Origin of the sequence: Yersinia vastinensis (genome assembly GCF_044905075.1) — a bacterium.
GTDB classification, from domain to species: Bacteria; Pseudomonadota; Gammaproteobacteria; order Enterobacterales; family Enterobacteriaceae; genus Yersinia; species Yersinia vastinensis.
Genome location: NZ_CP173260.1, coordinates 4,555,315 through 4,574,571 on the forward strand (window position 1 = coordinate 4,555,315; position 19,257 = coordinate 4,574,571).

Below are 19,257 nucleotides of genomic sequence, written 5' to 3' on the forward strand. Positions count from 1 at the left end.
CGTTAGGTAAGGAGGTGATCCAACCGCAGGTTCCCCTACGGTTACCTTGTTACGACTTCACCCCAGTCATGAATCACAAAGTGGTAAGCGCCCTCCCGAAGGTTAAGCTACCTACTTCTTTTGCAACCCACTCCCATGGTGTGACGGGCGGTGTGTACAAGGCCCGGGAACGTATTCACCGTAGCATTCTGATCTACGATTACTAGCGATTCCGACTTCATGGAGTCGAGTTGCAGACTCCAATCCGGACTACGACAGACTTTATGTGGTCCGCTTGCTCTCGCGAGTTCGCTTCACTTTGTATCTGCCATTGTAGCACGTGTGTAGCCCTACTCGTAAGGGCCATGATGACTTGACGTCATCCCCACCTTCCTCCGGTTTATCACCGGCAGTCTCCTTTGAGTTCCCACCATTACGTGCTGGCAACAAAGGATAAGGGTTGCGCTCGTTGCGGGACTTAACCCAACATTTCACAACACGAGCTGACGACAGCCATGCAGCACCTGTCTCACAGTTCCCGAAGGCACCTAAGCATCTCTGCTCAGTTCTGTGGATGTCAAGAGTAGGTAAGGTTCTTCGCGTTGCATCGAATTAAACCACATGCTCCACCGCTTGTGCGGGCCCCCGTCAATTCATTTGAGTTTTAACCTTGCGGCCGTACTCCCCAGGCGGTCGACTTAACGCGTTAGCTCCGGAAGCCACGCCTCAAGGGCACAACCTCCAAGTCGACATCGTTTACAGCGTGGACTACCAGGGTATCTAATCCTGTTTGCTCCCCACGCTTTCGCACCTGAGCGTCAGTCTTTGTCCAGGGGGCCGCCTTCGCCACCGGTATTCCTCCAGATCTCTACGCATTTCACCGCTACACCTGGAATTCTACCCCCCTCTACAAGACTCTAGCTTGCCAGTTTCAAATGCAGTTCCCAAGTTAAGCTCGGGGATTTCACATCTGACTTAACAAACCGCCTGCGTGCGCTTTACGCCCAGTAATTCCGATTAACGCTTGCACCCTCCGTATTACCGCGGCTGCTGGCACGGAGTTAGCCGGTGCTTCTTCTGCGAGTAACGTCAATCACTTCACGTATTAAGTGAAATGCCTTCCTCCTCGCTGAAAGTGCTTTACAACCCGAAGGCCTTCTTCACACACGCGGCATGGCTGCATCAGGCTTGCGCCCATTGTGCAATATTCCCCACTGCTGCCTCCCGTAGGAGTCTGGACCGTGTCTCAGTTCCAGTGTGGCTGGTCATCCTCTCAGACCAGCTAGGGATCGTCGCCTAGGTGAGCCATTACCTCACCTACTAGCTAATCCCATCTGGGCACATCCGATGGCGTGAGGCCCGAAGGTCCCCCACTTTGCTCTTTCGAGGTCATGCGGTATTAGCTACCGTTTCCAGTAGTTATCCCCCTCCATCAGGCAGTTTCCCAGACATTACTCACCCGTCCGCCGCTCGCCGGCAAAGTAGCAAGCTACTTTCCGCTGCCGCTCGACTTGCATGTGTTAGGCCTGCCGCCAGCGTTCAATCTGAGCCATGATCAAACTCTTCAATTTAAGATTTGTTTGATTTGCTACCGAGGTAGCGATGCTCAAAGATTACTTTCTGCAAATATGCATTCGAACCGAAGTTCAAATGTTTACTGCTTTGGTCACTCTTCAAGACTTTGATATTTCTTCTGCCTGCCGAAACAGGCTTCGATATCGTCTTGCGAGTGCCCACACAGATTGTCTGATAAATTGTTAAAGAGCGTTCGTTACCTGTTTGCCTTGCGGCGAATCTTACGGTAACGCGGGAGGCAGATAATACGCTTTCCCGCTGAAGAGTCAAGGTTTTCTTTTGTTTCTTTCGAAGTCAAAATCATTCTTTTCTCTTCCTGACCCGGCGAAGTGTGTTTCGTTGTTCCCGGTCAGTGGAGGCGCATTATAGGGAGTTCCTGACAGCCTGCAACCCCTAATTTAAAAAAACTTTTCAACCGCTGAATCTTTAGTCAAAACGCTGCTAAATTGGCAGTTTTTCCAGTGTTGGGAAGCCATAACCCTGTAAAACGGGTAATAAAGCATCAGTGTCCGCATTCAAAGCCATGCAATACGCAATATTTTCATCCGAAGAAGAAACAACATTTTCCTGAGAAGAAATAAGCCAAGCGGTACGCCGCGCAATTGCAGCACCAGAATCAACCATCCGCGTTCCTTCCGGTAGCACTTGCGCTAATTCTTCTTCGAGCAGAGGGAAATGAGTGCAACCCAAGACAATGGTATCGGGGGGTTCACGCATCATTAACCATGGATGAAGGATTTTCTTTAATGCCTCTGCGGGAACCACACCGCCATGCAACTTAGTTTCTGCCAGTTCCACCAGCTCGGAGGAACCCAGTAACTCAATTTTGCAATCAGTGGCAAATCGCTCAATCAAATCCAAGGTATAAGAAGCATGAACTGTGCCGCGAGTCGCCAATAAGCCAACAACGCCATTACGGGTTAACCGCACTGCAGGTTTGATAGCAGGTACAACACCGACGACCGGGAAGGCAAAACGTTCACGTAAAGCAGTAAGACAGACCGTGCTGGCGGTGTTACAGGCGATGACCACTATTGCTAATGGATGACGCTGTTGTACCGCAGTGACAATTTCCAGCACGCGTTCAACAATAAACTCGCCTGATTTCTCCCCATAAGGGAAAGCGACGTTGTCGAAAGCATATATATAGTGGAGATCCGGCAACAATTGCCGAATCTCTTGATAGACAGATAGCCCGCCAACACCTGAATCAAAAATCAGCGCTGTCGGGCGAGGAGAAGAATCAGCCTTAGAAGTTATAACTTCCTGTGAGGTAATACTCTCGTCCAGCGGTTTTATAGCCATAAGCCGTTTCGTATTCTTTATCGAACAGGTTAGCAATTCTACCACGAACTGTTAGATGAGCAGTAACCGGATAAGCAGCAGAAACGTCAACAGTGCTGTAACTCGATAATTCACGCTGAGTCGAGTTATACATCGAGGTGCTATTATCATAGCGTTTGCTGTAATACTGATAAGAAACATCCATATCAACATTGAACATCGTCCAATCCAACTGGTACTTAGCCTGATGTTTCGAACGGCGAGCTAACACTTCATTATTCAGATCATTACGTGGGTCAATGTATTGCAATGTCACCTGGTGGTTAAATATGCCGGTATCAAAGTTTCCCGTCCATTCAACACCTTTTATGGTTGCAGAGTTCACATTGTAGTATTGACCTCTATACGTCACCGAGTCATAAGTGTAATCAATCAGGTTTTCAATTTTGTTGTGGTATGCAGATAAACGCCAGTCAATAGGCCCTGTCAGCCCTTCAAGGCCAGCTTCCCATTGGCGGGACTCCTCAGGTTTCAGATCACTATTTGATAAGATATCGAAGCGCTGCGAACCATATTGCTGACCCAATGACGGCGCCAAGAAGCCGGTGCCGTAAGATAAAGTCACACGGTAATCAGGAACAAACTCCCAACCCGCAGCGGTTTGCCAAGTTTCATGCCAGCCAAACTGCTCATCTTTATCTTCACGGCCAGAAGCTTCTAATGTCACATTACCGATTTTCTGCTGCCCACTTAGATATAAACCGGTGTTATCTCTTTTATAGGTATCAGAGATGATTTGGCTTGATGAAGTTAAACGCTGTTGCTGCCAGTCTACACCCGCGCTCAGCGTCGCACTTTCAAAGCTGTAGGTATTACCCCACTGCACATTGCGCTGATCCATATTGTCCAGCGTGGTTGCCACCCCATAGCGGCCATACTGGCTACTGAAGTTATAATCTTTATATTTCTGATAGCTCCCGATTAATTGGGAAGAATAGGCACCCGAGACATAGCGTAGCCCGGCATCATAAGTATGGTTATAAAGCCGTTCGACATCGCCACTGTATGCCGGAGAAGAGAGGCTACCCACATCGTAATCTGTGTTATTGGTATAACCATATCCCCTGACGAAGCCAGATATCTCTTGGTTGAATTGGTGCTCCAGACCCGCCCAGAAATTTTTATTACGGAAACCGTCGCGATCACTGTCGATTGGGTTAGGTGAGTTGGGTCTGATGTTATAGCCGTTCGTGGTTTGATATCCACCCGCCAGCGTTGCCAAAGTATCACCAAAACGTTGGCGAACACTGCCATCATATTGTTGGTAACCTTTAGAACCGACCCCGGCATTAATCTGCGCGCCTTCCTGATCAGATTGAGTAATCACGTTGATAACACCGCCAATCGCCCCAGAGCCATAGACGGCAGAGCGTGGTCCGCGGATATATTCCACACGTTGTACCAGAGATATTGGTATCTGATTAAAATCGACACTGTTGACAATCCCCGTGCGCGCAAGAGGAATGCCGTCAATTAATACCAGAACATGTCGGGCTTCAGTACCACGGATGTACATGGAAGAACCCTGACCTAACCCCCCAGTTTGCGAAATATCCACGCCTGGTAACCGGCGCATAACTTCATTGAGGCTTTTTGCTTGCCAACGCTCGATATCATCGCGAGTAACGACATCAGTAGGAGCCAAGACAGTGGAGACGGGTTGTTTGAAACGGCTGGCGGTGACAACCATTTCATCTTTATTACCTGTTGTGGTGTTGCCCTGCGCCCATCCAGAAAATGCCGTCACAGAAAGGGTTGTGAGCAGCGTATATTTTTTAATTGTCATGAAAAAGCATCCAAACTCAAATAGCGGATGCCGCAGTGCCATGGCCGGTAGTACGCGACGACCACGAATATTGCGACGTATACCGGCAGGTCTTCGGGCTTGGGATCTCTGATACTAAATTTAATAACCACAATAAATCATACTGAGGTGAATAAATGGCATGAAACAGAGCGGGCGATGACTTCCCATCCTTGCGGACAGTGTCTGGATGAAACCTATCGCCGTGACTTCCCCTTACCGCTGCGCGTCAGCTCCGGATTTACACCGGATTCCCTTTTAACTCTTAGGTGTTTAAGTAACAGCATGAGGCCGGACCGCAATGCTACGATCAAGTAAAATGGATGTCTAGACTTCTACTCATATCACGAGAGATATAACCAATAAATTTCATGGCGCAAGAAGAGGTTAAATACGACAAAACTGGACATCACTTCCACTTTCCCTACAATCCGCAGGAATAAACCTCTTTTATATTGTCCAGACGAGAAGAAACATGACTCCCGACATCCTGCCGACTGACGGCTATGACCACCAACTGGCGGAAAAATCTGCCCGCCTTCAGGCGATGATGTCGCCGTTTCAGGCACCCGCTCCAGAAATATTCCGTTCTCCTGCTGAACATTACCGCATGAGAGCTGAGTTTCGCGTTTGGCACGATGAAGACGACTTGTACCACATCATGTTTGACCAACAGACCAAGCAGCGCATCCGAGTTGAACAATTTCCGGTCGCCAGTCTGTTAATTAATCGATTGATGAGTGTGCTGATGACCGCCATCAGGGCCGAGCCAATTTTGCGGCGTAAGTTATTCCAAATTGATTATTTGTCTACTTTGAGTGGCAAGTTAATAGCTTCTTTGTTGTATCACCGCCCATTAGATGAAGAATGGCAACAGAAAGCGCTGGAGCTACGTGACCAGCTACGCGAGCAAGGTTTTGATCTGCAATTGATTGGACGAGCAGCGAAAACGAAAATCATGTTGGACCACGACTTTATTGACGAAGTCTTGCCTGTCGCTGGGCGCGAGATGATTTATCGTCAAGTTGAGAACAGTTTCACCCAACCGAATGCTGCGGTGAATATTCATATGTTGGAATGGGCCATTGATGTCACCCAACACGCCAGTGGTGATTTGCTGGAGCTGTACTGCGGCAATGGTAATTTCTCACTGGCGTTGGCGCGTAACTTCAATCGCGTGCTGGCAACAGAGATTGCCAAACCATCAGTGGCTGCCGCGCAATATAATATTGCCGCAAACAACATTGATAATGTGCAAATTATCCGTATGTCTGCAGAAGAGTTTACTCAGGCAATGCAAGGTGTGCGTGAATTTAATCGCCTGAAGGGCATTGATTTAAGCAGCTATAATTGCGAAACCATTTTTGTTGACCCGCCACGCAGTGGGCTAGATGATGAAACCGTCAAGCTGGTACAGGCTTACCCGCGTATCCTTTACATCTCTTGTAACCCGGAGACGCTGTGCGCCAATCTCGAACAGCTTAAGCATACTCATAAAATCAGTCGATTAGCGCTATTTGATCAATTCCCCTATACCCATCATATGGAGTGCGGGGTTCTACTGGAAAAACGCGGCTAACGAAAAACACAATTGATAGACAGACAAAAGGGCAACACAATGTTGCCCTTTCTCTATTTATTCCCGACAGCCTGACCGCTATTGCGGCTGCTGGTTATCATCGGTGTCGGTATCTGCTTCAGTCTGAGCCGACGACTTTCGTGTTTTCAGCTTGAATAAGATCCAGAACACCAACACCACACTCAGAATCGAAGGGACAAAATTAGAGCCAATCGACGGATGCTCAACTCGCACAATCGCGCTATACAATAAAATACCAAGTAAGAAACACGCGGAAGCCAACACTGGCAAACCTTGTGGCATAGCAAAATTAAGGTAGCGCTGGTGCAAACAATACACTGCCAAGATAAGCGTCAGTAGCGGAAAGACCGAAAAAGACACAAACGCGCTGAATACCGCGTTAAATGAACCATTTATTGCCAAACCTGTAATTAGTGCCAGCAGCAGGGTACCGGTTTCACGGTTGGTTTGTTTTTCACGGTGAAATTGTTCCATCATTTTCCTTACTTTTATTAAGCGCGGGACACTGCAAGCCTTTCCTGCTCACGACGATACCAATAATAAGCGCCCTTGGAGATCATCCGCAGCTGTAAGACCAAACGTTCTTCTAACTGTCGCCGCTGTTCAATATCTACGTCCAGCACTTCCGCACCTGCACTGAAGACAATTGTGACCATGGCCTCAGCTTGGGCTTCGGTGAAACTGCGCGGCATGTGATTTTCCAGCTCAAGATAATCGGCCAGCTCGGCAATAAAATGCTGAATTTCGCGCGCGACGGCGGCACGGAATGCCGCGGAAGTCCCGGAGCGCTCCCGCAATAATAAGCGGAATGCATTAGGGTTATTGCCGATGAATTCCATAAATGTAGAAACAGACGTGCGGATAACACTGCCGCCCTTGGCAATCCGCTGACGCGCCTGACGCATAAGTTGGCGCAACATCAGGCCGCTTTCATCGACCATGGTCAGGCCAAGTTCGTCTACATCACGGAAATGCCGGTAAAAAGAAGTCGGTGCGATACCAGCTTCACGGGAGACCTCCCGCAAACTCAGGCTCGCAAAACTCCGTTCAGCACTCAGTTGACTGAACGCCGCTTCGATAAGGGAACGACGAGTCCGCTCTTTTTGTTGTGCTCTGACGCCCATAATCGTACCCAAGGGATATCCAAATTCTCAATCTAAGACATATAGTCAGCAATATACCAAACTTTATAGTAACAGCTGTTATACAAACGTATCATCCCAATACGGAATTGCTGCTTTACAGCACACATCCCGATGATTTACCCATTGTTTATTGGGTTATACGCGGGATGATGTTAATGTAGCGTTGTAATTTTGTATAATAATAGGTCTCTCCTACATGCAACAGCACTTCCATTTTGATGCCATTGTTATTGGCTCGGGTCCTGGCGGTGAAGGTGCCGCTATGGGGTTGGTCAAGCAAGGCGCCCGAGTTGCCGTTATAGAACGGTACAACAATGTGGGCGGTGGATGTACCCATTGGGGCACTATCCCTTCCAAAGCTTTGCGCCACGCCGTTAGCCGTATTATCGAATTCAACCAAAATCCACTCTATAGCGACAATGCCAGAACCATCAGCTCTTCTTTTGCTGATATCTTAAACCATGCGGATCGCGTTATTAACCAGCAGACCCGTATGCGTCAAGGCTTTTATGATCGCAATCACTGTCAGATGTTTTCAGGTGATGCTAGTTTCATTGATGCCAATACTATCAATGTGCGTTATGCCGATGGCACTTCAGATCAATTGACGGCTGACAATATTGTCATTGCGACGGGCTCCCGCCCCTATCGCCCTGCAAACGTCGATTTTACCCATGAGCGTATTTACGACAGTGATACCATTTTACAGCTCAGTCATGAACCACAGCACGTCATTATCTATGGTGCCGGAGTTATTGGCTGCGAATATGCTTCAATCTTCCGTGGGTTGAGTGTCAAAGTTGATTTGATCAACACCCGCGACCGGCTGCTGGCTTTCCTTGATCAGGAAATGTCAGATGCCCTCTCTTACCACTTCTGGAATAACGGCGTGGTGATCCGCCACAACGAAGAGTTTGAGCAGATTGAGGGGACCGTGGATGGGGTTATCGTCCACCTGAAATCAGGCAAAAAAGTCAAAGCTGATTGTTTGCTGTATGCCAATGGCCGTACCGGTAATACCAGTGGTTTAGGGCTGGAAAACATTGGGCTGGAAGCTGATAGCCGTGGTCTGTTGAAGGTCAACAGCATGTATCAGACAGCGCTGCCTCATGTGTATGCGGTCGGGGATGTGATTGGTTATCCGAGTCTGGCCTCAGCGGCTTATGATCAGGGGCGAATTGCCGCGCAAGCGATGATCAAAGGTGAAGCACAGGTTCACCTGATCGAAGATATTCCCACCGGCATTTACACCATCCCAGAAATCAGCTCTGTGGGTAAAACTGAGCAAGATTTGACTGCGATGAAAGTCCCTTACGAAGTGGGGCGGGCGCAATTTAAGCACCTCGCCCGCGCACAAATCGTCGGGATGAACACAGGTAGCTTAAAAATCCTGTTCCATCGGGAAACCAAGCAAATTTTGGGAATCCATTGCTTTGGTGAACGTGCGGCTGAAATTATCCACATCGGTCAGGCCATCATGGAGCAGAAAGGAGAAGGCAATACTATCGAATATTTCGTTAATACAACCTTCAACTATCCAACCATGGCTGAAGCCTATCGCGTGGCAGCACTCAATGGTTTAAACCGCCTGTTCTGACTTTTCGTTTATCACTTCTGGGCTCATACGTGGTTGCATGTGCTCACGTATTGCCTCGGCAAGTTGCTCATAGCGGCCACGCAATGGGGAACCGGGGCGATACACCAACGCAATGGTGCGTTTGGGGACGGGTTTATAGCATTCGAGATAACATACGCCGTCACGATTTCTTTCATTTGGCACGGCCAGTGAAGGCAAGAGCGTAATGCCGCTACCCGCAGCGACCATGTTGCGCAGTGTTTCCAAACTGGTAGCACGGAAATGCGTATCTTCTTCGGCTCCCGCTTGGAAGCAAAAGCCCATCGCTTGATCACGTAAGCAGTGACCATCTTCTAGCATCAGCAATTTCTCACCTGCCAGTTCATGCATTTGAACTTTTTCACGTGAAGCCCACGGATGGTCGCTATAAATCGCCAATTGCATCGGCTCATCAAAAAGTGGGACTTCAATAAACGCTTCGGTTTCTTTGACCAACGCCAGAATCGCACAATCCAATTTGCCGCTATCCAATTGAGCCAAAAGATTTTGGGTCTGCGCTTCATGCAGGTACATTTCCAGTTTTGGGAATGTCTGATGCAACATCGGAATGATTTGTGGCAATAAATAAGGCCCAACAGTAGGAATAAGCCCAATATGTAACGGGCCAGACATACTTTCACCCTGCAAACTGGCCATCTCTTTGAGAACTTTGACTTCTCGCAATACTGTTCTGGCCTGCTCCACTAGCAATAACCCAGCCTGTGTAAACAGCACTTTACGGCTGGTGCGCTCCAACAACATCACGCCCAACTCATCTTCCAACTTACGAATCTGGCCACTTAACGTGGGTTGACTGACATGACAAGAGTCGGCGGCCCGCCTGAAATGCCTGAATTCAGCCAGCGCCACTAGGTATTCCAAATCACGAATATTCATCGGTGCTCCGCTTTATGATAGCCATTGACGATAGATAAGATAGCAACCAGTGATTAGAACTATCAAGTGATAAAATGAATAATGTGTCCCAACGAAAAGATACCTAGAAAAATTAAAATATTTCATTTTTTTATTAAGGAGTTACACATGTTTACTAGCCAAGAAGGTAAAAAAATTCCACAGGTGACTTTCCATACCCGTCAGGGTGACCAGTGGATTGATGTGACCACCGACGAGCTATTCAATAACAAAACCGTCATCGTATTTTCACTGCCGGGCGCGTTTACCCCGACATGTTCTTCAAGCCACCTGCCACGTTATAACGAATTAGCCAGTGTATTTAAACAACACGGTGTTGATAGCATTTTGTGTGTATCCGTCAATGACACCTTTGTCATGAATGCCTGGAAAGCTGATCAGAATGCCGAAAATATTACGTTCATTCCCGATGGTAACGGCGAATTTACCCAAGGCATGAATATGCTGGTTGAAAAGACCGATGTGGGCTTTGGGCCACGTTCATGGCGTTATTCCATGCTGGTGCGTAACGGCGTGGTAGAAAAAATGTTTGTCGAGCCAAACAAACCGGGCGACCCGTTTGAAGTGTCTGACGCCGACACCATGCTGAAGTATCTGGCTCCTGATTTTAAAGTCCAAGAGTCTGTTTCTGTCTTTACTAAACCGGGCTGCCCATTCTGCGCCAAAGCAAAACAAATGCTGCAAGAACGCGGTATTCAGTATGAAGAAATCGTACTGGGCAAAGATGCAACGACCGTTAGCCTGCGTGCTGTGACTGGCCGAGGGACAGTACCACAAGTGTTTATTGGTGGTCGTCATATCGGTGGCAGTGATGATTTAGAGAATTATCTGTCTGCTTAATGCCATGAAAAATATGTACATCAATAAAAATGAAGATCGTATGAAGTAACTTGGTAGGCTTCGGCCTACCCTTTTTTTCTGTTAGGAGCAGACATGAAAACCTTAAACGTTGATGTCGCCGTTATTGGCGGCGGTACTGCCGGGCTTGGCGCTTATCGCGCAGCCAAACTGTCGACCCCGAACGTGGTGATGATCGAAGGTGGTGAATACGGTACTACCTGTGCACGTGTCGGTTGCATGCCATCCAAACTGCTGATTGCGGCGGCTGAAGCTGTGCATCAGATTGAAAAAGCACCCGGATTTGGAATCCACCCACAAGGCGAGATTCTAATTAATGGTCGTGAAGTTATGGATCGCGTAAAACGTGAGCGTGACCGTTTTGTCGGTTTTGTTTTGGAAGGCGTAGAGAGTATTCCAGCAACGGATAAAATTCAGGGTTATGCACGTTTTATTGATGACAACACTCTTCAAGTTGATGATCATACTAGAATTATTGCACAACGCATCGTAATTGCCACAGGCTCTCGTCCAACTTGGCCTGCGCCTTGGAATGCTCTGGGTGACCGGCTGATTGTTAACGATGATGTTTTTAACTGGGATGATTTACCAGAATCAGTCGCGGTATTTGGCCCTGGCGTTATCGGGCTAGAACTTGGTCAGGCACTACACCGGTTGGGTGTTCAGGTCAAAATGTTTGGCGTTGGCGGCGGTGTCGGACCGCTAACTGACAGCATTGTGCGCAGTTACGCCGCGAAAACATTGGGTGAAGAGTTCTATCTGAATCCTGATGTGAAAGTTGAAGTGATGCAGCGTGAAGGGGATAAGGTCTTTATCCGCTATCTGGGCGAAGCCGGCAAACCACAAGAAATCATGGTGGATTATGTTTTAGCCGCCACAGGCCGTCGCCCTAATGTCGATAAACTGGGGCTAGAAAATACCTCACTCAAGCTTGACGATCGCGGTGTTCCATCGGCAGACAGACTCACAATGCAAACCAGCGTACCGCATATTTTTATCGCTGGTGACGCCAGTAACCAATTACCTTTGCTACACGAAGCCAGTGATCAGGCGCGGATTGCGGGTGTAAATGCGGGCGGGTTCCCTGAAGTGGTACCCGGTTTACGTCGCAGCCCAATTTCGGTGGTTTTCTCAGACCCACAAATCGCCATGGTTGGCTCTACCTTCCGCGAGTTGTCGCAAAAATTCAGTGCCTGCGGCTGTTTCGAGGTCGGTGAAGTTTCATTTGAGAATCAAGGGCGCTCACGCGTCATGCTGAAAAACAAGGGCATCTTAAGAGTCTACGGTGAGCAAGGCACTGGCCGTTTCTTGGGGGCAGAGATGATGGGGCCAAGTGCAGAACATATTGCACACCTATTGGCTTGGGCACACCAGCAGCAAATGACTATCGGCCAAATGCTGGATATGCCATTCTATCACCCGGTTATTGAAGAAGGTTTGCGTACTGCACTGCGTGACTTACAGTCTAAATTAAGACTGGGTGCTGATGAAGCCGAGCGGTGTTTGCGCTGCCCTGGTGAATAATACCTCTCACTAATACTCTCTCATTTATTAAGCCGAACTTTATGCTCGGCTTTTTTATCTTTTCTTTTTGCAAGCCGCTGCTACGGATTTCATCACTTTGCTTGGCAAATCAACCAGCCATGTTCACTGTTTGCCTACCTCGGCCACTTTTTAAGTCGGCTCGAGGGCGAGATTTGATATCAATAATGATAGTGAAATGGAGGCATTATGAAAGACATGGATAATCGGGTTGCACGAATGAAAACTAATCCTGGAGGAGTCAAATTCCGTGAATTAGTTAAAAAAAGAAGGGGGGCATTCTCAATAAAGCCGACAGGATGAGTACGCCTTCATCCTGTTCCTTAGCTGAGAACTCTACTTTTTTAGATTAAAGCCAATGGGCAGCGTCAATGTTATCTGCCCGTGCGATAACAGCTCCGCAGGGGGTTTAGGTAAGGGTTGAGCACGTTTAATCACGGCTAATGCCTCATTGTCTAAATCCATTACCCTGCTGCTATTTTTAAGATGGACCGATAATACATAGCCATCCTGATTGACCACAAAACGAATGGTCGTCGTTCCTTGTTGGCGTTTCTTTCTGGCGCTGGGTGGATAACGTTTAAAGTTATTAAGATGCCCCTGCACGAGTCCTTTCCAACTCACTTTAGTTTGTTGAATATGCGACGAATCACTGTTTGCAGCGGCGGCGACTTGGTGGCTTTCTCCCGACAAAGGGGTGCTCGTTGCAACTGCTGCGGGTGTTGGTTTGTTGTGGTTATCTGCCGTAGGTTCAGTGGTAGGCTGACGCTGCTCTTTGACTTTCGACCGTAACCGTTTCGTTTTAGCGGGATCTTTTTTGATGGCTTCCACTTGTTTTTCAACAACCAATGAAGCCACCGGTTGTTCAGGCAATATGATGAAATCATCCGCGCTTTCTGGTTGGCTTTCAGATTGTTCGACCACCGGTTCGTTAAAATCTTGAGTAATACCAACCGCCGATTTTTGCTCCCAAATAGGGGCAAACTCTGGCTCAGTCGACAGCGCTATCATCATCGAGACAGGGGAATCATCTGTATTTATCATGGGGATAAATGTTGTGCTCAATAACCACAGCAGATAAATATGGAAACTACTCGTCAATAAAGCACTTCCCCACCAAAGCACCACTTTGTCATTATTGTGTTGTATTCTCATGAATTAAATCACTATATCCATTTATTTTCAATGAGTTAATCCTAAGCAACTACTCTTCTGCAAAAGCGACATGCAAGCGATCAGTGAGAGGTTTAAACAGATAACTGAGTAGCGACCGTTCCCCAGTACGGATAAAAATATCAACAGACATACCGGGCCGGATTGCCAATTGCGTTTGCGCGGTATCAATCGCCACAGTGAGAGGATAATAAGGTTCTAAAGTATTCGGATGCTGTATACGGTCAGCCCCGACCTGTAATACAGAGCCTTGTAATCGCGGAGTATCACTTTGATTAAAAGCAGAGAAATTAAGATCTACGGGAAGCCCAACAGTAACCTTATCAATTAAAGATACTGGGAGCTGCGCTTCAGCTAATAGTGGCTGCCCATTAGGCACCACCTCCATTAATGTTTGCCCCGTACTTACCACCCCCCCAACCGTATGTTGAGCAAGTGCAATAACTGAACCACTGACTGGTGAAAAAATACGGGCATGATTTAATTCATACTCAGCAACCCCCAAACGCTGCTCCAAATCTTGAACAGTTTGCTGCACTTTGGCTAATTGCTCGCGATTCTCACTTTTAAACTGTTCGCGCCGTTGTGATATATGCTGTTCTGTTTCGCTCACTTGCTTATGTAACTCCAATATCTCACTGGTATTTTTTTCGACGCCAGCCCGCAGTGAAATAGACTGACGCTCCATATCGAGCAATTGGCTTTGGGCTGCATGACCATTTTTTGCCAAGAGTTGCACACCCTGTAGTTGCCGCTGGAATAGATCAAATTGACGCTGGTTATAACCCCGAAGCGCTTGTAACCCCTCCAATCGGCTCTCATGACGAGTCATTTGTGCTGATAGTCGGGCAATTTCGCTCAATTGAGCCTGACGGCGATGATGGAAAAGCTGCTGTTGTAAAGCGATATGACGCTCAACTAAAGATTGGTCGGAATATTCTCGTAAGGCTGGAGGGAAAATAATGGCGGGTAAATCATGTTGCTCGGCAGTCAAGCGGGATTCCTGAGCGAGAGCACTTAAATATTGGTGCTGTAAGTTATCGCGATGACTGCGCATCGCGGTATCATCCAGCGTCACCAGTAATTGCCCTTCGGTGACTTCGTCACCCTCAAGAACATGCAACTGCTGGATACGTCCACCTTGTAATGGCTGAATAACCTTACGATTTTCAGCAACAACAATATGCCCCATAACCGCAATCCCTTTATCCAAGGGCGCTAATCCAGCCCAAAGTAAAGAACCGATAAAACCGCCAAGAACCAATACCCCACCAAGACCAAGATATCTCCCACTATTGGTCTGAAGTGGAGGTAGGTTTTGTCGTCGGTGACTGATGTTTTTCATTGGGTAACGCTCTGATCCAGATAACATGGGTTATCTCTCCGTCCGTCCATTGGATGAGTCAAAAATTACGATTTTTGCGGTGCCGTGTGAGCGAGGGTGACGCCATATGACGTTCCACTCCCCCAAGGTTTTTTGTTATTCGGGGTTTTAACTTCAGTTTTAACGGGGGGCTTATCCTGGCACTGCGCCTTTTGCAAAACCGTCTGGGTACTATCAAATAACTCCACTCGCCCATTATTGAGAAATAACAGATAGTCGCTTCCAGACAAGAGCTCAGGTTTATGCGTAATCATCACGATAGTACAACCCTGCTGTTTGAGCTGGATAATGCTATCTAACAAAGCTCTTTCCCCTTCTTTATCTAAGCTGGCATTCGGCTCATCCAGCACAATAAGCCGGGGTACATCATACATGGCCCGTGCCAATGCAATACGTTGACGCTGGCCGCCAGACAACTCCTCGCCTCCATCCCCAAGCTGAGTATCGTAGCCCTGTGGCATATGCAGGATTAAGTCGTGGACCCCCGCCATCTGAGCGGCTGCAATCACTTTTGTAGTATCAATTGCGCCAAAGCGCGCAATATTTTCAGCAATCGACCCACGAAATAGCTGAATATCTTGTGGCAAATAGCCAATAAATTTCCCTAAACGGGCTTTATCCCATTGGCAAAGGTTTGCATTATCTAAACGTACCGAACCACTAAACGCAGGTTTACAAGCCACCAAGAGCTTTGCCAATGTGGATTTTCCACTACCTGATGGCCCTAAAACACCCAAGACATCACCGGGTTGCAGCTCAAAGCTGATGCCGGATAAAAGCGGAATATGCGTACCTGGTTTGCAAGCAGTCAGGTGCATTACACTTAATTTCCCTGTCGGGGCTGATAAAACCATGCCTTTCGATAAAGGGGGATATTGGGCCAACAGATGTGTTAGGCGCTGGTAGGAGAGCCGTGCATGACTCCACTGTTTCCAAACGGCAATTAATTGATCAATTGGACTCAAGACCCGGCCAATCAAAATTGATCCCGCGATCATCACTCCCGCCGTAATTGCCCCGTCGATAACCAACAATGCACCGAGCCCCAACATCATTGATTGCAGGGCTTGACGGCTGGATTTAGACACGGCGGTGACCTGACTGCTTTTGTCACTGGCGATATTTTGCTGATAAAGGAAATGTGAATGTTGTACTAACCAGCGTTCTCGCAAGGCATCTAGCATCCCCATCGCTTCGATAGCATCTGCATTACGTAAATTTGCATTAGCCTGTTGAGTGGCCTGTGAAGTGATGGTTGATGCTTCTTTCAACGGTTTTTTACATATCCATTGGTTAAACCAAGCCAGAAAAATAAGTACACACGCACCTACTGTGGCTAATACCCCCAACCAAGGATGGAGTAGAAATATCACCAATAAATAGAGTGGAAACCAAGGGGCATCAAAAAATGCAAATAGTGCATTGCCTGTAGCAAACTGACGCAAAGAGGTTAGATCATTTAATGCTTGAGCTGCTGGAGTTTTATTCCCCATGAGTTGAGAGGCAAATGCAGCATTAAACACCTGTTGATTAAGTTGCATATCAATACGAGTGCCTAAACGAATGACAACAGCACTACGGATCCATTCAAGCAAACCAATAAATATAAAGATTCCCAGTACCAGAATAGTGAGCATCAATAATGTCATGGTATTAGCTGAAGCAAGAACACGATCATAAACTTGCAGCATATAAATGGCAGGTGCTAACATCAAAATGTTAATTACCGCAGTAAATAGTCCAATCCCCCAAAGGTTTTTTTTGTGTCCAGCGATAACTGAAAGAACGGTTATCGCGGCCGACGCAGGATCTGAGTTTTCATATGATTTCATGGCATCCATTTCCATACTGAAAGTAGCATTATGACTTGAGTTCGTATTATTTTATTTCTCAAAGCAATACACCTTTTATCCACCGCCAATATAACTATTTAAGTTATCAACTCATTATGGCGGTGGTATTATCTGGCTAGCCAAAAATCATTTTTTAGCAGCCTTTATTAAGCTACTGACAATACTTCGTTTCCTTCAATCACCCCCACGGTTTCAATAACTGCCGATTCGACCATAACATCATCATTGGCGGTATAAAACTGATTAGCAATAGCCATATCTTTAAGTGGTGTATCAACATCAATACCCTGAGCTTTGAATTTTGCCAGTATAGGTTCAGCATCTCCCCTGAGTAAACCGTACACGCCAAGACTTTGCCCATCGGGACAATCGCGATGACGGGATAAATGAAGCAACATATTTAACGAACTTTCGGTATCACCAGCACTGTCTAATCCACTAATATCCAGTTGTACATCATCAATCTGAAAATAAACCTCATCTCCATTCTGGCACTCATCTAATAACTCAACATCAGCGATAGGTATTATGCTCTCACCAAATTCCAAACTACCACTAATGCCAGTGACGACTTGTTGATCGAATATATCGCCATTAATATCTTGAATTACCGCTCTATATCCCGCCGATAAGGCAACATTATTTTGTGGTTGATTAACTCGACCGAATGCATATAAGTTACCAGAATTAGAAGAGTACGTTCCCGTTTGAAACATGTAATCATCATCAATTGTGTGACTTGACATCATATTACCAAAATCTGCCGCCCATTTCCGTGTATAGGAAGAAAGCGTTTCATTCTCAATTTTCGCCTGATACCATATTTCTACCGCCATAATAATATCCTTTTAATTAATCGCTATTGGGTATCATTAGCTCACAGGATAAAAATAGATTTTTTTCATTCATTTTATATGGTTATTTTTATAGTGTGATATTAAACTGCTATCAGTATTTCGCTGCCATCACTTGAGCCGACGGCTTCAATGACTGGCGTGTTAACCAGCACGCTACTGGTAACGTCAAACTGACTGGCGATAGCCATATCTTTGAGTGGTTTATTCACATCAATACCTTGAGCTTTCAAAACTTCCAGCATAGGTTCTGCGTTACCTCTCAATAGATTGTACATTCCCTGATTTGTGCCTCCCTGATAGGGATTTCCTGGTTCTGCGTGCAGCGTCCGTGACATTGAACACATTGAGTTATAAAAATCACCTTTAATATCTAAACCACTCAGTTTCATCTGCGGATTATCTAGGTAGTGCGGTGCACCTGAATTATCGATATCAGGTTTTAATGATTCACCAAACTCTATACTTTCAATATGTCCTCTGTTAACGACTATCGGTTTTCCTGCACCAAATAGATTTCCTTGGAAAATTACCGCAGAATCACTCTCTGAGAGACTTCTAAAGCCCGCACTTTGGTTATTATAATCCTCAGCAGTAGGATTAATAATTGTTCCATGAGATGAGTAATAACTACCCGCATATTCATAATTTTTAGTTTCGTTAATGACTGCAACTATATCTCCATACTTTTCCGCCCATTGGTGAGCGTAGGAAGAAATAGTTTCATTTTCAATTTGTGCTTGATATTTTATTTTCACAGTCATAATAATCTCCTTTTAATTAACGATGACTCATCATTGAGTCATACTGAATAGTAAGATAAAGAATTTACTAATACCACCGCCAATCAATATGCCAGATATTAGAATGAATGGCGGTGGCGTAATTTCATTTATTATATAACTACAATGATATTGATTAATTGAGGTCTTAAGCAGCCATTAATATTTCAGCGCCATCATATGTACCAATAACATCAATGACCGGTGCATCAGATACCATTTCACCACTATTATCAAACTGGCTGGCAATAGCCATATCCTTCAGCGGTGTATCCACATCAATACCTTTGCTTTTCAAGATATCCAAGAATGGTGTCGCATCGCCACGCATAAAACCGTAGGTGCCTTTATGCATCTCACCTTGGTGATTCTCTTCCTTAGTCTTTAGGGGGTCAAACTCACCAGAAATATCTAATCCACTGAATTTAATGTGTAATTCTGCAAGCTGTTTACCCTCGCCATTGGTGTTATTCTCTAATACCTCACCTAGTGCCAAAGTGTCCATCTTGCCGAAGAAAGTATGTTGAGGCATAAAGGAGTATTTGAGATCACCTTCTACAATCATCGCAGTATCAGCGTTATGTGAGCTGGGTACGGCATATTGAATACCACTAAAACTGTCACCGCCAGCAAAAAAACCATATTTTTTGGCTGGTGATGTGGTTATATCTCCATTTTTTGTTGCCCATTGTTGAGTAACATTAGAGAGGGTGTCATTGGCGAATTGGACTTGATACTTTATCTCTATCGTCATAATAATATCCTTTTAATTAAAAATTACTCGATGACTCATCATGAGTCACAGTGACCACA

Annotated in this window: 15 protein-coding genes, 1 rRNA gene and 1 riboswitch; of the genes, 4 read left to right on the forward strand and 12 right to left on the reverse strand. The window is 46.3% G+C overall.

Features of this window, described 5'->3' with window-relative positions:
- Positions 1-7: 7 nt before the first annotated feature.
- The 3 genes from ACIOG0_RS21110 to btuB all read right to left on the reverse strand — a co-directional run bounded on the left by ACIOG0_RS21110 (position 8) and on the right by btuB (position 4,684).
- Positions 8-1,550 (reverse strand): 16S ribosomal RNA (locus ACIOG0_RS21110).
- A 445-nt stretch (positions 1,551-1,995) separates the two neighbouring features.
- Positions 1,996-2,859 carry a glutamate racemase gene (gene murI / locus ACIOG0_RS21115; RefSeq protein ID WP_050101039.1) on the reverse strand — a complete coding sequence of 288 codons (864 nt, stop codon included), beginning with the start codon at positions 2,857-2,859 and terminating at the stop codon, positions 1,996-1,998.
- Positions 2,804-4,684 (reverse strand): TonB-dependent vitamin B12 receptor BtuB, encoded by a 1,881-nt coding sequence (gene btuB / locus ACIOG0_RS21120; protein WP_050101040.1) that lies wholly within the window; start codon positions 4,682-4,684, stop codon positions 2,804-2,806. The genes murI and btuB overlap by 56 nt, the downstream gene beginning before the upstream one ends.
- A gap of 66 nt (positions 4,685-4,750) precedes the next feature.
- Positions 4,751-5,013, reverse strand: a riboswitch (cobalamin riboswitch).
- 164 nt (positions 5,014-5,177) lie between these two features.
- Here btuB and trmA point away from each other — a divergent pair.
- Positions 5,178-6,281: a tRNA (uridine(54)-C5)-methyltransferase TrmA gene (gene trmA / locus ACIOG0_RS21125; RefSeq protein WP_050101041.1), complete on the forward strand. Its 1,104-nt coding sequence runs from the start codon at positions 5,178-5,180 to the stop codon at positions 6,279-6,281.
- 78 nt (positions 6,282-6,359) lie between these two features.
- Here trmA and ACIOG0_RS21130 read toward each other — a convergent pair whose 3' ends face one another.
- Together ACIOG0_RS21130 and fabR are read right to left on the reverse strand one after the other, a co-directional pair.
- Positions 6,360-6,776, reverse strand: a complete 417-nt coding sequence (locus tag ACIOG0_RS21130; RefSeq protein ID WP_072086721.1) for a YijD family membrane protein — start codon at positions 6,774-6,776, stop codon at positions 6,360-6,362.
- Positions 6,777-6,793: 17 nt separating this feature from the next.
- A complete protein-coding gene (gene fabR / locus ACIOG0_RS21135; protein WP_050101043.1) occupies positions 6,794-7,426 on the reverse strand; it encodes an HTH-type transcriptional repressor FabR in 633 nt (210 codons plus the stop codon).
- A 217-nt stretch (positions 7,427-7,643) separates the two neighbouring features.
- On the opposite strand from fabR, the gene sthA reads away from it, so the two are divergent.
- Positions 7,644-9,044 (forward strand): Si-specific NAD(P)(+) transhydrogenase, encoded by a 1,401-nt coding sequence (sthA, locus tag ACIOG0_RS21140; RefSeq protein WP_050101044.1) that lies wholly within the window; start codon positions 7,644-7,646, stop codon positions 9,042-9,044.
- Here sthA and oxyR read toward each other — a convergent pair.
- A complete protein-coding gene (gene oxyR, locus ACIOG0_RS21145) occupies positions 9,027-9,959 on the reverse strand; it encodes a DNA-binding transcriptional regulator OxyR (RefSeq protein WP_050101045.1) in 933 nt (310 codons plus the stop codon). The two genes, sthA and oxyR, sit on opposite strands and share 18 nt — an antisense overlap.
- A gap of 147 nt (positions 9,960-10,106) precedes the next feature.
- Here oxyR and ACIOG0_RS21150 point away from each other — a divergent pair, with 147 nt between their 5' ends.
- Together ACIOG0_RS21150 and ACIOG0_RS21155 are read left to right on the forward strand one after the other, a co-directional pair.
- On the forward strand, positions 10,107-10,838 hold the full coding sequence (locus ACIOG0_RS21150) for a glutathione peroxidase (protein ID WP_050101046.1): 732 nt from the start codon (positions 10,107-10,109) through the stop codon (positions 10,836-10,838).
- A 93-nt stretch (positions 10,839-10,931) separates the two neighbouring features.
- Positions 10,932-12,380, forward strand: a complete 1,449-nt coding sequence (locus tag ACIOG0_RS21155) for a dihydrolipoyl dehydrogenase (protein ID WP_128451831.1) — start codon at positions 10,932-10,934, stop codon at positions 12,378-12,380.
- Between the two features lie 354 nt (positions 12,381-12,734).
- Here ACIOG0_RS21155 and ACIOG0_RS21160 read toward each other — a convergent pair whose 3' ends face one another.
- From ACIOG0_RS21160 to ACIOG0_RS21185, 6 genes are all read right to left on the reverse strand, one after another.
- Positions 12,735-13,553 carry an energy transducer TonB gene (locus ACIOG0_RS21160; RefSeq protein ID WP_050101048.1) on the reverse strand — a complete coding sequence of 273 codons (819 nt, stop codon included), beginning with the start codon at positions 13,551-13,553 and terminating at the stop codon, positions 12,735-12,737.
- 49 nt (positions 13,554-13,602) lie between these two features.
- Positions 13,603-14,943: an HlyD family type I secretion periplasmic adaptor subunit gene (locus ACIOG0_RS21165; protein WP_050101049.1), complete on the reverse strand. Its 1,341-nt coding sequence runs from the start codon at positions 14,941-14,943 to the stop codon at positions 13,603-13,605.
- Positions 14,944-14,981: 38 nt separating this feature from the next.
- On the reverse strand, positions 14,982-16,802 hold the full coding sequence (locus tag ACIOG0_RS21170) for a type I secretion system permease/ATPase (protein ID WP_186372045.1): 1,821 nt from the start codon (positions 16,800-16,802) through the stop codon (positions 14,982-14,984).
- Between the two features lie 152 nt (positions 16,803-16,954).
- Positions 16,955-17,644 carry a heme acquisition protein HasA gene (locus ACIOG0_RS21175; RefSeq protein WP_128451833.1) on the reverse strand — a complete coding sequence of 230 codons (690 nt, stop codon included), beginning with the start codon at positions 17,642-17,644 and terminating at the stop codon, positions 16,955-16,957.
- 101 nt (positions 17,645-17,745) lie between these two features.
- The gene (locus ACIOG0_RS21180) at positions 17,746-18,426 is read right to left on the reverse strand and encodes a heme acquisition protein HasA (protein WP_128451834.1); all 681 of its coding nucleotides are present in this window, start codon (positions 18,424-18,426) and stop codon (positions 17,746-17,748) included.
- Between the two features lie 166 nt (positions 18,427-18,592).
- Entirely contained in the window at positions 18,593-19,198 is a 606-nt protein-coding gene (locus tag ACIOG0_RS21185; RefSeq protein WP_050101053.1) for a heme acquisition protein HasA, read from the reverse strand.
- Between the last annotated feature and the right edge of the window lie 59 nt (positions 19,199-19,257).